General features: G+C 36.6%; 12 protein-coding genes and 1 pseudogene. 8 read left to right on the top strand and 5 right to left on the bottom strand.

Translation table 11 applies throughout. The features are described 5' to 3' along the window. Positions 1-81: 81 nt before the first annotated feature. Complete coding sequence (locus Q5794_RS02800; RefSeq protein WP_057242117.1) at positions 82-957, bottom strand: cation diffusion facilitator family transporter; 876 nt, start codon at positions 955-957, stop codon at positions 82-84. Positions 958-1,289: 332 nt separating this feature from the next. Here Q5794_RS02800 and Q5794_RS02795 point away from each other — a divergent pair, with 332 nt between their 5' ends. Both Q5794_RS02795 and Q5794_RS02790 read left to right on the top strand, forming a co-directional pair. Beyond that, on the top strand, positions 1,290-2,246 hold the full coding sequence (locus Q5794_RS02795; protein WP_192997907.1) for an L-lactate dehydrogenase: 957 nt from the start codon (positions 1,290-1,292) through the stop codon (positions 2,244-2,246). Positions 2,247-2,308: 62 nt separating this feature from the next. Then, the gene (locus Q5794_RS02790) at positions 2,309-3,889 is read left to right on the top strand and encodes a lactate permease LctP family transporter (protein WP_214989018.1); all 1,581 of its coding nucleotides are present in this window, start codon (positions 2,309-2,311) and stop codon (positions 3,887-3,889) included. A 95-nt stretch (positions 3,890-3,984) separates the two neighbouring features. Here the strand turns inward: Q5794_RS02790 and Q5794_RS02785 are convergent, their stop codons facing one another. After that, on the bottom strand, positions 3,985-4,977 hold the full coding sequence (locus Q5794_RS02785) for a zinc-binding dehydrogenase (RefSeq protein WP_214989017.1): 993 nt from the start codon (positions 4,975-4,977) through the stop codon (positions 3,985-3,987). Between the two features lie 404 nt (positions 4,978-5,381). Here Q5794_RS02785 and Q5794_RS02780 point away from each other — a divergent pair, with 404 nt between their 5' ends. After that, positions 5,382-5,912 carry an IseA DL-endopeptidase inhibitor family protein gene (locus Q5794_RS02780; RefSeq protein WP_013055250.1) on the top strand — a complete coding sequence of 177 codons (531 nt, stop codon included), beginning with the start codon at positions 5,382-5,384 and terminating at the stop codon, positions 5,910-5,912. A 248-nt stretch (positions 5,913-6,160) separates the two neighbouring features. Here the strand turns inward: Q5794_RS02780 and Q5794_RS02775 are convergent, their stop codons facing one another. Continuing rightward, positions 6,161-6,430, bottom strand: coding sequence for a hypothetical protein (locus Q5794_RS02775; protein ID WP_057242122.1), 270 nt, complete (start codon positions 6,428-6,430; stop codon positions 6,161-6,163). A 127-nt stretch (positions 6,431-6,557) separates the two neighbouring features. Here Q5794_RS02775 and Q5794_RS02770 point away from each other — a divergent pair, with 127 nt between their 5' ends. Further along, positions 6,558-7,700 carry an AI-2E family transporter gene (locus Q5794_RS02770; RefSeq protein ID WP_013055248.1) on the top strand — a complete coding sequence of 381 codons (1,143 nt, stop codon included), beginning with the start codon at positions 6,558-6,560 and terminating at the stop codon, positions 7,698-7,700. A gap of 35 nt (positions 7,701-7,735) precedes the next feature. Here the strand turns inward: Q5794_RS02770 and Q5794_RS02765 are convergent, their stop codons facing one another. Then, the gene (locus tag Q5794_RS02765) at positions 7,736-8,131 is read right to left on the bottom strand and encodes an SET domain-containing protein (protein ID WP_013055247.1); all 396 of its coding nucleotides are present in this window, start codon (positions 8,129-8,131) and stop codon (positions 7,736-7,738) included. A 335-nt stretch (positions 8,132-8,466) separates the two neighbouring features. Here Q5794_RS02765 and rarD point away from each other — a divergent pair. Next, positions 8,467-9,362 (top strand): annotated as a pseudogene (gene rarD / locus Q5794_RS02760) (EamA family transporter RarD). 75 nt (positions 9,363-9,437) lie between these two features. Beyond that, entirely contained in the window at positions 9,438-10,208 is a 771-nt protein-coding gene (locus Q5794_RS02755) for a TatD family hydrolase (protein ID WP_075422113.1), read from the top strand. Between the two features lie 32 nt (positions 10,209-10,240). Here the strand turns inward: Q5794_RS02755 and Q5794_RS02750 are convergent, their stop codons facing one another. Further along, entirely contained in the window at positions 10,241-10,378 is a 138-nt protein-coding gene (locus Q5794_RS02750; RefSeq protein WP_013055244.1) for a lmo0937 family membrane protein, read from the bottom strand. A 194-nt stretch (positions 10,379-10,572) separates the two neighbouring features. Between Q5794_RS02750 and Q5794_RS02745 the strand changes: the two genes are divergently transcribed. Continuing rightward, the gene (locus Q5794_RS02745; RefSeq protein WP_057274965.1) at positions 10,573-11,016 is read left to right on the top strand and encodes a YfmQ family protein; all 444 of its coding nucleotides are present in this window, start codon (positions 10,573-10,575) and stop codon (positions 11,014-11,016) included. A 146-nt stretch (positions 11,017-11,162) separates the two neighbouring features. Beyond that, positions 11,163-12,464 carry a CitMHS family transporter gene (locus Q5794_RS02740; protein WP_374988669.1) on the top strand — a complete coding sequence of 434 codons (1,302 nt, stop codon included), beginning with the start codon at positions 11,163-11,165 and terminating at the stop codon, positions 12,462-12,464. The last annotated feature ends 27 nt before the right edge of the window (positions 12,465-12,491 follow it).

Here is a 12,491-nt window from a genome sequence, read left to right as displayed (position 1 = left end):
TGAAGAAGTTTTTGTGATTTATTTCAAATTCCCGCAAAATAAAACCAGCGCATCCTTTCATAACGAAAGAACATGCTGGTCTTATTTTTGCTTTTTGTATGCATCAGGTTCAATATGAACAAGCGTATCTTTAATTTGATGCTCATCGTTCATCATATGTTCAATTTGATCAGCAATTTCATGGCTTTTGATAACATTTAAATGGGGATCTACTTTAACAGTTACATCAATCACGACTTGATTACCAAGCTTGCGCGCTTTCACATCTTCTACTTCTTTTACACCTTCTACAAGCTCGATGCTTTCTTTGTAGTGCCCTAACTTCTCTTCGTCGAATCCGTCTGTTAAGGAATGAGCCGCTTCTTTAAAAATCTCGATGGCTGTTTTACAAATAATAATTCCCACAGCAAAAGCAGCCACCACGTCCAGCCAGGGCAGGCCGAACTGTGAGCCAAAAATTCCCACAACAGCCCCTATACTCACAAGTGCATCAGACAAATTATCTTTAGCAACCGCATATAAAGACTGGCTATCAAGTTTTTTAGCAAGCTTAATATTATATCGGTAGACACCCCCCATAACAGCAGCCGCTCCAAGACCTACCCAAGCAGCCAGTAAATTAGGCGCTTCAGATTTGTCCATAAATAATGACTGACCCGCATCGACCAATACTTCTAGTCCGATGACCATCATGATAAAAGAGGCAATAAGTGAAGAGATATGTTCCGCTCTGGAATGTCCATAGGGATGATCATTATCGCGAGGTTTTTTAGAGATTTTTAAGCCGACTAAGACGGCAATTGATGCAATAATATCTGTAACATTATTAAGACCGTCGGCTTTTAATGCAGAGGAAGCGGTGACACCCGCAATGATAAGTTTACATGCTGATAAAAAGATATATGATAAGATACTAACCCAAGCGCCTTTTTGGGCTTGCTCATAGTAGTTCTCCATCCCTTCCACTCCTTTATTCAAAATAAGCAAACTTAGTGTAACAAATGGATTTCGTGTGGGTCTATAGAAACATTATTGGCTGCTAACATACAAATAGAGAATGTTAAACTCTTTAGCTTTCTGCAAAACAAGTTGCCTTTACTCAACACTTTAAACGTTTAAGATCTTTCTAAATGTGGCGCTTCATGTAGAAGGACCCTTTTTTAAATCGCCCTGTAAAATTGTTTACTATTTTTTAAAGGGTGTGATTTTTATCACAGCTGAAGCTATTTATTCTTGTTACACTAACATTGTGAAAAACATCACAAAATAAAATTCAAAGGATGATACAAATGAAAACACAATTTACACCAAAAACACGAAAAGTTGCTGTTATCGGAACTGGTTTTGTTGGCTCAAGCTACGCTTTTTCAATGGTGAATCAAGGTATTGCCAATGAATTAGTGTTAATCGATATGAACAAAGAAAAAGCAGAAGGTGAAGCACGCGATATCAATCATGGAATGCCATTTGCCACACCGATGAAAATCTGGGCTGGAGATTATAAAGACTGTGCTGACGCTGATTTAGTAGTTATTACAGCGGGCGCTAATCAAGCTCCAGGGGAAACACGCTTAGATCTAGTTGAAAAAAACGTTAAAATTTTTGAATGCATTGTAAAAGATATTATGAACAGTGGATTTGACGGCATCATTTTAGTGGCAACAAATCCAGTTGATATTCTCGCACACGTTACACAAAAAGTATCAGGATTACCAAACGAACGGGTAATTGGTTCAGGAACGATTCTTGACACAGCTCGTTTCCGCTACTTGTTAAGCGACTATTTCGAAGTAGATTCTCGCAACGTCCACGCTTATATTATGGGGGAACATGGAGATACGGAATTTCCTGTTTGGAGCCACGCGCAAATTGGCGGTGTGAAGCTCGAACATTTTATCAATACTGCCGCTATTGAAAAAGAACCGGATATGCAGCATCTATTCGAACAAACCCGCGATGCGGCTTACCATATTATTAATCGAAAAGGAGCGACTTATTACGGAATTGCAATGGGGCTTTTACGCATTACCAAGGCTATTTTAGATGATGAAAATTCTATTTTAACGGTATCTGCTTTATTAGAAGGACAATACGGTATTTCTGATGTGTATATTGGCGTACCAGCTATCATTAATAAAAACGGCGTGCGTCAAATTATTGAATTGAATTTAACTCCTCACGAACAGCAGCAGCTCGAGCACTCTGCTAGCATTCTTAAGCAAACTCGCGACAGAGCTTTTGTGTAACATCTAAAGATTTTTGCGGGGGACTCCCCCGCTCCCTTGTTTTAAATATGTAGTAGAGGTGTATGAATATGACGTGGACTCAGGTATATAATCCGTTAGATAATATTTGGCTTTCTGCACTAATTGCACTCATCCCCATTATCTTTTTCTTTATTGCTTTAACTCTTTTGAAATTAAAAGGACATATTGCTGCCGGTATTACGGTGCTTCTTTCTATGATTATTGCTATTTATTTTTATGATATGCCTGCCTCAATGGTCTTAGGAGCCACAGGCTATGGGTTTCTGTATGCACTTTGGCCCATCAGCTATATTATTATCGGAGCGGTGTTCTTATACAAGCTAACTGTCAAAAGCGGACAGTTTACTACCATCAGACAATCTATTATTTCAATAACCAATGACCCGCGCTTGCAAATGCTGCTTGTTGCTTTTTCCTTTAATGCTTTTTTAGAAGGGGCAGCGGGATTTGGAGCTCCAATTGCTATTACAGCAGCGCTTCTAGTTGGACTTGGGTTCAAACCGTTAAAAGCAGCGGCGCTATGTTTAATTGCTAATACAGCTTCAGGAGCGTTTGGCGCCATGGGGATTCCTGTCATTGTCGCAGGACAAGTATCTGGCATAGATCCAAAAGAAATTGCTCATTTTCTTGGCACACAGCTTCCGATTATTTCTTTTCTTATCCCTTTTTTACTTGTCTTTATTATGGATGGGATAAAAGGATTAAAAGACGTATGGAAAGCAACGAGCATCACAGCCGTTTCCTATGCACTGACACAGTATTTAACTGTTACATACATCGGCCCTGAACTTCCAAATATCACATCTTCTATTGTGAGTTTGCTTGCTCTTGCTTTTTATATTAAACGAACAAGCCCGGCAGCAGCTAAAAGCTTCAGCCTGTCACCAAAACAGATTTTAAAGGCTTGGTCTCCTTTTATTCTATTAACGATACTCGTTACGGCTTGGAGCATTTCTTTTGTCAAAACGATGCTTGAACATATGAACCTGCTTATTAACGTCCCATTTTTACACAATCACGTAATTAAAGCAGCGCCTTTAGTAAAAGATCCTACGCCTTACGCTGCTGTCTTAAAAATAGACGTATTTGCAGCAACAGGTACAGCAATTCTTATTGCTTGTATCCTTTCAGTTTTCTTGCTTAACGTATCGCCAAAAGTGGCATGGACCACTCTTTTAGAAACCGTAAAAGAATTATCAAGACCTATTATTACTATTATGATGGTCATTGCTTTTGCTTTTATTTCAAATTATTCAGGACAGTCTTCTACACTTGGATTGGCGCTCGCTACATCAGCTGCTTATTTTCCATTTTTATCTCCATTTCTTGGCTGGATTGGCGTATTTCTAACGGGGTCTGTCGTATCAAATAATGCGCTGTTCGGCAACTTGCAGCTAACTACAGCTCAGCAAATTAATGTCTTGCCAATTATTCTCGTAGCGGCCAATACTGCCGGCGGCGTGATGGCTAAAATGCTTTCTCCTCAATCAATTGCCGTCGCTGCCGGAGCAGTGGGACTGGCTGGAAAAGAAGGTGAACTGTTTAAATACACGCTCAAATACAGTATGGGATTTTTGATACTAGGAGGATTTGTTACCTTTTTATTGGCTTGGTGGTTATGATAAAAAAGCGCTAAAAAACTGTTATTACCGTATTTCTTTCATTTAAACAAACGTTTGATTATATAAAAAAGTCCCCAGTTAGCGCTGGGGGTTTTTTATTCTGAAATAAGTAAACCTATGTTGCCAAATTGTTTCCCTTGATCTAATCGTTCGCAAGCTGCAACTGCCTCTGACAGCGGATAGAATCGATCAACGATTGGTTTAATTTGATGTTTCTCTATAAAATCTATCATCTTCATGAATTCTTCCCGACTACCCATAGACGTACCAAGTATATTAAATTGAGGATAAAAAATGGTCCTTAGAGGCAATTCAATTTCATTTCCAGAACTTGCTCCAAAATTAACAATTCTTCCATTGGGCTTCAATATTTCAAAATAAGTGGGAAATAAAGCTGCGCCCACACTATCAAGTATAATATCTATTTTTCTATTGTTGATTTCTTCTTTTAGACTGCTTCCACTATCTAACGCATAATCCGCTCCATACTTTAGCGCTTGCTTTCTTTTCTCATTACTTCTAGAAGTGACCGTTACGTTAGCTCCGATAGCTTTTGCAAATAATAAGCCATAGGTTGCGACTCCGCTTCCTATACCAGGAATAAGTAAATCTTCTCCTTTTTTTAATTGACCTTTTGTAAATAGAGCTCTATAAGCCGTTAAAGCTGATAATGAAAGAACTCCTGCCTGTTTCCAAGATAGATAAGATGGCTTTTGCACCACATTATCCGCTTTTATGATTACGCACTCCGCAAACGTTCCATTTGATGGACCACCTAGAATTTTAGGTGTAAACGGAATGTCCTCTATACGATTCCACTCCAGACTTGGATTAATGATCACTTCCATTCCTTTTTTTAAACCTTTTACATCTTCCCCCACTTCTTCTATAATACCTGCACCGTCTGAACCTGGAATAAACGGCTTATCTCCTTTGCTTCGATTGTTCATAACGAACAAGTCTCTTCGGTTTAAACCTGCTGTTCTTAACCTTATTTTTATTTCTCCTCTTTCAGGGTACATCTCTTGAAGATTTCTGTAATTCATGCCTGCTATTCCACTTTTCTCACTATGTATAATGGCTTTCATAATTTCATTTCACCTCCTCTTACCTACTCTACTAAAAAGCTTAAAATCACAAAAGAAATATGCCCCAAAAAAGGAAGGACAGTTTTCATCGTTTCATCTTTATTTTTCTGTATAGTAAAAGGATCCCAGCTATTTTATTACATTATTGTTACAAATAATATTATTTGTAACAATAAGAACGCTAGATGAAATAAAACGCTTAAAAACGCCGTTATTTCAACATTTATCTACAATTACACTACTATATCTATTTTAAAAACTAGCAAAAAACCAAAAAAATTTAAGAAAAAAAGACAAAACACTTTCTTTTATTACAGATTTATTGTAATATAAATGTAACAAAAGAAATATAAAACATATAATTGTTACATAAATAAAGTTAATTAATTAGGAGTGAGTTAGAAATGAAAAAAATTGGACTAGTTTTATCATCAATCGCTATTTTCTTTACACTAAGCACTGGAGTTACAGCACAAACAACATCTACAACACTAACGGATGCAAATGCTGTCAAAATTGCAGCTAGTGCCAGCAATCATTTCTGGAGTGCTCTGCACGGTTATAAAAACAAACCATGTACAGAACGTACATTTGAATATAAAGGAACTGAGTACGTGTATCTTTGCCCTGAATTTGATACAAAAGCTGAACTATCAAGCTACTTATCTGAGACATTTACAAATAGTGCAGTAGAAAAAGGATTAACAAATTACGGCTATATCACATATAACGGCAAACTTGCACATCCAATCGGCGACGGATTCAGCATGTTAGAATGGTCAAAAGCAAAAACAAAGCTTGTGTATCAAACAGCAACAGTTCGCTCTTATGAATTCACAGTTCCAACTGTAGATGGCGGCAGCGTAAAACGTACTGTCACATTCTATAAATCTAATTCTCAGTGGAAAGTAAATAAATTTGACGCTGTTCAATAATAAAAAAAGCAGGCCTGCTTGAGCAGACCTGCTTTTTTCTTTTTTATCGATAACATAAATAAAACTTCTACTTACAGCGCTCTAATAGCTGTAAATAGAAGTTGAGATCACAAGTTTAAGTAAATCAAATTTTGTCGAATCCTGTAGAAACAGTGATAAGTTACGTTTTATATTACAGGCTAAACTTCTTATTGTCAACATAATTCAGCAAAAAAATAGGACAATATATTCAGAGCATAGTAAAGACATTAACTTGGATTTTGTTCATGTTCCTCTGGATTATCATGTACAGGGTGCGCTCCTGGGAATAATCTCTGCGCTTTTTCATGAAGGTTTTTGTTTTCATAATTAAATGCGCTATACGTTCGCTGGCCTTCTTCCCACGAAGTAGATTTCCCCAGCTTTTGATTAACAGGAGAGCCGAAAGGACCGTCTGGAAATTCTTCAGCGGTTATATATTCGTGGCTTTTTTCTACTGTAGAGAAATCATCATACGATGGTTGTTTGTGTTCTTTCAATGATTTCACCCCTTCTTTCTAGAAGATTTTCTACTAGTATGCGCACTTCTTTGTAAAAAAACCTCTTAAATTAGTCTAAATCAGGGTATGATAACTATACATTTATTTTTTAAAGGAGTTGAACAGCTTGGAACCTAGACCTCAGAAAGGAACTTTTTTCCGAGAAAAAATCTTAAATAATAAATTTGTTGTATATACAATTATTATTTTTATTCTCAGCATGACTATTTTTTCGTTATCAAAAATCGGATTTATTTTAATTCCTATCTCTATTTTTATTAAAACAATCGCACTACCGATTATCTTAGCAGGAATTTGCTTTTATTTATTTAATCCGCTTGTTGACTTTTTAGAACGAAAAGGTGTAAAACGAATTATTTCCATTCTTGTTTTATACATAGTGATTATCGGCGCATTAGCCATTATTATTTCATCGGTTATTCCGCCTCTAAAAAATCAAGTTGACCGCCTTATTGATAATATCCCAGAGCTGACACATGACGTTCAGCATGCGGTGACGAACCTTTCGAATAACCGGTATGTCGAACAAGGTCTTCAATCGGCTAACACAGACCTAGATAAGCTTTCAAAAGATGCATCAAAACACTTGAGTAAATATGTTTCTGGATTTTCAAGCGGTATTGTGAACTTTGTCGGCACCATCACAGAAATTATATTATCGGTTGCCGTTTTACCCTTTATTCTTTTTTACTTGTTAAAAGATGGGAAGAACTTACCTAATTACATTGTAAAACTGCTTCCAAACCGCTCTCGTTCTGAAGCTAAATTTATTTTAGCCGACATGAACCACGCATTAAGCGCATATATTCGCGGGCAAATTTTTGTTGCGATTTGTATAGGTGTACTGCTTTTCATTGGCTATCTGATTATTGGGTTAGATTATGCATTACTTCTAGCGATTATCGCCATGGTAACCAATGTTGTGCCTTACCTTGGTCCTATTATCGCCATTATCCCAGCAATTATTATTGCGTTTATTACCTCTCCTTTCATGCTTGTAAAACTAGCCATTGTCTGGGCAGTTGTTCAATTGCTTGAAGGTAAAGTAATATCTCCGCAAATTATGGGAAGAAGCCTAGACATTCACCCGATTACAGTCATTTTTGTCATTCTAACCGCCGGAAATTTATTCGGAATCATCGGTATTATTTTAGCCGTCCCTGGATATGCCGTTTTAAAAGTTATTATTACGCATATTTACCAATTCATCCGTTTGAATTCTACTATGTATCCAGATAAAAAAGCATAATAAAAAGCCCCTCGATTTTCGATGGGCTTAACTTTTTACTTTTGTTCTTCTTCATCTTCACGATCAAACCAAAGGAGCTCTTGATCATCTTCATCTCCATTATAGTTGATGAGAATTTCTTCTCCTGCTTGGATATCCGTATATGCATAAAAATCAAAGGTATGATTGTCAAAATTAATTTCATACGTAGCATTGGGTGTATACGAGTGATTAAACAGCATACCGTATCCCAAAAGAATAGCCGTATGATTCACTCCATATTCAAAAGCATAATCCGCTAGTGTTGTTTTCTCAATAAAATCATGCTCTTTATTAGGATAAGCGATAACAGGAGCTTCGTGAATAAGCGTTCCTTTTTTAATATCTTGCTTAGCAAATACACCTCTATTAAATTCTCCGTCGCTTATCGCAGACACTTTTATTTCGATCATATTCGTCACCTATATATTCTTTCCTCTAAGATTTTTTTCTTCCTTAAGCTTGACAGTTTCTAATGGGGAAATCAACTGTTTTTCATAACCACTTGAATATAAGCTGAAGGAGCGCTTATCATGCACACATGTGTAAGCACTTACCTTGTTAGAAACATGCAATTTGATTTTATTTTAGACATGGAAAAGCAATGACCTTGCGCATAGGGCTTTTTTGAGCCATTCAACATGTGAAGAATCGTTTTTCTCTGTGATATAATCGTTTATGCTGCTTTTTTATGTTAATCTATCACTCTTATTACCAAATTTATCTCATGTTAGAAAGAAGGTTTTAAATGAACTTAAATCATGAAAAAGATGGTGTAACGTATGCAGTCCTTTCTTATCTGATGTGGGGGTTCACGCCAATTTATTGGAAGCTGGTTCACCACGTAGCACGGGGGAGATTTTAGCTCAGCGCGTTTTTTGGTCTTTTATTTTTATGCTTATTCTTTTATTGATAACAAAGAAATGGCGTACATACATTACGTTTGTAAAAGAAATAATGAAAAAACCATCCTTATTCTGGTCCCTTTTTACTGCGTCTGTACTTATTAGTGCAAATTGGGGCATTTTTATGTGGGCTGTCATTGATGGAAAAATAGTAGAAGCGAGCCTTGGACAATATATTAATCCCCTAACAAGTGTTTTATTAGGTGTTATTGTCTTAAAAGAGAGATTAAGCGGGGCTCAAATTTTTGCATTTATACTAGCAGCGATCGGCGTATGAACACTCAGTCTTCATTATGGTGTGGTTCCTTGGATTTCGCTTAGTTTAGCTCTTACTTTTGGATTATATGGTTTGGCAAAGAAAAAGATTAAAGCTGATTCAACAATCGGATTAACTCTTGAAACGATGGTCATCTCCCCTATTTCATTAGCATACATAGGCTACCTCACGTTTCAATCACACTTGCAGTTTTTTGATTCTTTTTCAACAAGTCTTTTATTAATCGGAAGTGGAATGGTCACAGCTCTACCACTCTTATTATTCACAAAAAGTGCTAAAAAAGGATCATTATCAATGCTTGGTATTCTTCAATATATTTCACCAACCTTATCTCTGCTAGCAGGAGTAATTCTATACCATGAATCGCTAACAAAAGCTCATGTTATTGCTTTTAGTTTTATTTGGTTAGCTCTTATTGTTTATACGTTTTCATCTATTGCTAAATGGGGGAACAAAAAATAAGATGGGAGCCTAACAGAAGCATACATTTTCTTACGTATTATTTCTAAACAAATTGGGCTGAAAGGAGCGATATTTATGAAACAAATCATTGACTCTCATATTCACCTCGATCAATATGAACCGAAAAGCTGGAAAGACATAATAGAGAAGGATCCTTCGTTACAAACGCTTATTTCTGTATCTTCCACATTACAGTCTTGCCAACTTAATCAAAAAATCAGCCAATTGTATTCCTGTGTGAAACCCGCCTACGGATTTCATCCTGAACAAATGCTGCCTTCTTCAAATGAATTAGCGGAGCTGTTTGCCTGGATCGATCAAAACAATGAAGAAATGATAGCTGTTGGTGAGGTAGGTCTACCTTATTACTTAAGTCAGACCTATACTCTTTCTCTAGAGCCCTATTTGGAGCTGCTTGAAGCTTTTATTATTCATTCAAAAAAATGGGGAAAACCGTTAATTCTTCACGCTGTATATGAAGACGCTGAAATTGTATGTGACTTACTAGAAAAACATTCCGTGTCTAAAGCTCACTTCCACTGGTTCAAAGGAGCTAAAAAAACCGTTGAACGAATGAAAAACAACGGTTACTATATTTCAGTTACACCTGATATTGTATATAAGCCTAAAATCCAAGCGCTTGCCATGGAATACCCTCTTGACTACTTGATGGTCGAAACAGATGGTCCGTGGCCATTTGAAGGACCTTTTCAAAACCAGACAACGGTTCCATCAATGATACATCAGTCCGTTGAGGAAATAGCACGTCTCAAAGGAGTTTCTGGAACGGAAGCATATGATTTTTTATATCAAAATACGTCTTGTTTTTATAATCTCTCCACATAAAAGGCCTTTCCCTAAGGAAAGGCCTTTTATATCTAAATTCGTTTCACAAGTTTTACGATTAGCACAATCACTGCAATGACAAGAAGAATGTGAATGATGCCGCCGCCAATATGAAAAACTAATCCTAATAACCAAAAAATAAATAAAAGTCCAATAATCGTCCACAACATAATTTTTTCTCCTTTTTTTATATGTAGTATTTGTTATAATTTTATATTTCCCTAAATGTGCATAAATAAACGTATTTCATATACATCTTTTCACTGAGGAAGGTTCACATAATGTACAAAAAGCACTCATGTTCTCTGTGGTAAAATAAGTATGTAATCTTATTTCATTTAAACTATAGCGGAGATGATTAACTATGACGTGGATTGTATTACTTTCCATCATTCTTGTAAGTGCACTCAAAATATTAATAACGTGTCTTCCAACTCCAGTGGTCAAATGGCTTATGACTAAATTTCAATTACATCCAACACTTGATGACCAAAACGTTACTGTCACAGTTGATGGGAAACATTTAGAAGGCAAAGACAAAATGCAAGTGATTGATTATTTTAATAAAGCAACATTTTTAAAACAATATTATGTCCATGAAGGAAATAAGGACTATTATAAACACCTAGAAGACAGTGAAACTCCACTGGTTATCGATACGAAAAAAGGAAAAAAAGATGTTCGATTATGCGTATACAGTTATGATGATCATGTCGATGTCGTAAAACAGTATAAAAAGAAAATTATTGCTTACAGCCTGCTGTCTGATCACCTTCAAAAACAGTCCATAACAGCTGACCTAGCTTAAACCAGTCGCCTATAAGGCGGCTTTTTGAGTTTTTAGTTTTAGTTTGAAGCTATCTTATTTAAAAAACACCAAACTTTAACATTAATTCAAATGCTATAATATAAATTAATAGAATTTTCTAACTTTTTATCGAGAGGTGATGGATAATGCTTTCTTTGTTAGGGTTTGGAATGATGGCGACTTTTCTATTTCTTGTCATTAGTAAACGCTTGTCCGTGGTTGTTGCTTTTATTTTTGTCGCTATCCTCTTTGGTGTAATTGGAGGTTTTAGTGCTGATATGGGCGATATGATGATGAATGGTATTTTAAAAGTAGCTCCTACGGCCATTATGATCGTTTTTGCTATTTTATATTTTGGACTAATGATTGACGTCGGTTTATTTGATCCTATGATTTCTCGTATCCTAAACATTGTGAAAGGCGATCCTTTAAAAGTCGTAATGGCAACTGCCGTTATTACAATGCTTGTTGGCTTGGACGGAGACGGCTCTTCTACATTTTTAATTACAGTTTCCGCCTTGCTTCCTTTATACACAAAACTGGGAATGAACCGACTAATACTGGCTTGTGTTATTAGTTTAAGCGCAGGTGTTATGAATATGATTCCTTGGGGAGGTCCTCTCGTAAGAGCCGCAGCAAGTTTGCAATTAGAAGTATCAGATCTATTTAATCCTCTGATTCCAGCTATGGCAGCGGGATTGATGTGGACTTTATTTTCAGCATATCTACTCGGAAAAAGAGAGAAAGCGCGCTTAGGAACCATTCATTTAAAAGGTTCATCAATGGCTTTTGCTGAACAGCTTTCAGTTCATGAGACCCCTGGGAAGCCACCTAGACTCTTTTGGTTTAATGCCTTATTGACACTGTGCTTAATGACTCTCTTGGTCGTAGACATACTCCCTATTCCTATTTTATTTGCTATTGCTTTTGCCATTGCTTTATTTGTTAATTTTCCTCATCCAAAAGAACAGCAGGAAAGAATCTTAAGTCATGCAAACAGCTTTGTAATGGTTAGTACGTTGGTTTTTGCAGCCGGAATTTTTACAGGCGTTTTTACAGAAACAAAAATGATGGATGCCATGGCTAATACCATTGTCAGCCTCACTCCTGAATGGCTAGGCTCTCACCTTCCCTTAGTTGTAGCAATAACGAGCCTTCCTCTTAGCTTTGTATTTTCACCTGATGCTTATTACTTTGGCATTTTACCTGTTATTAGCCATACAGCAGCTAATTTTGGTGTAGACCCTGTAGAAATAGGACGAGCAGCTTTATTGGGACATTCCACAACTGGGTTTCCTCTATCTCCTTTAGTACCCGCTACTTTTATTCTGATTGGGCTGGTTGAAGTAGATTTCGGGGAGCATCAAAAGTTTCTTTTCAAGTGGGCCTTTGGGACAACTATTGTCATGACAATTACAGCCATTTTAACGAATGCTATTTCCCTTTAGACTCCTACTATAAAAAAGGAAGCCGAC

This window comes from Priestia megaterium, from assembly GCF_041941685.1.
Lineage (GTDB): Bacteria > Bacillota > Bacilli > Bacillales > Bacillaceae_H > Priestia > Priestia megaterium_C.
This window is presented reverse-complemented; position numbering and strand designations above follow the sequence as displayed.

What these genes read in the sequence shown, in the direction of transcription:
- Q5794_RS02800 (WP_057242117.1), bottom strand. Translation starts at nt 957, where the DNA reads ATGGAGAACTACTATGAGCAAGCCCAAAAAGGCGCTTGGGTTAGTATC.
- Q5794_RS02795 (WP_192997907.1), top strand. Translation starts at nt 1,290, where the DNA reads ATGAAAACACAATTTACACCAAAAACACGAAAAGTTGCTGTTATCGGA.
- Q5794_RS02790 (WP_214989018.1), top strand. Translation starts at nt 2,309, where the DNA reads ATGAATATGACGTGGACTCAGGTATATAATCCGTTAGATAATATTTGG.
- Q5794_RS02785 (WP_214989017.1), bottom strand. Translation starts at nt 4,977, where the DNA reads ATGAAAGCCATTATACATAGTGAGAAAAGTGGAATAGCAGGCATGAAT.
- Q5794_RS02780 (WP_013055250.1), top strand. Translation starts at nt 5,382, where the DNA reads ATGAAAAAAATTGGACTAGTTTTATCATCAATCGCTATTTTCTTTACA.
- Q5794_RS02765 (WP_013055247.1), bottom strand. Translation starts at nt 8,131, where the DNA reads ATGATCGAAATAAAAGTGTCTGCGATAAGCGACGGAGAATTTAATAGA.
- Q5794_RS02755 (WP_075422113.1), top strand. Translation starts at nt 9,438, where the DNA reads ATGAAACAAATCATTGACTCTCATATTCACCTCGATCAATATGAACCG.
- Q5794_RS02750 (WP_013055244.1), bottom strand. Translation starts at nt 10,378, where the DNA reads ATGTTGTGGACGATTATTGGACTTTTATTTATTTTTTGGTTATTAGGA.
- Q5794_RS02745 (WP_057274965.1), top strand. Translation starts at nt 10,573, where the DNA reads ATGACGTGGATTGTATTACTTTCCATCATTCTTGTAAGTGCACTCAAA.
- Q5794_RS02740 (WP_374988669.1), top strand. Translation starts at nt 11,163, where the DNA reads ATGCTTTCTTTGTTAGGGTTTGGAATGATGGCGACTTTTCTATTTCTT.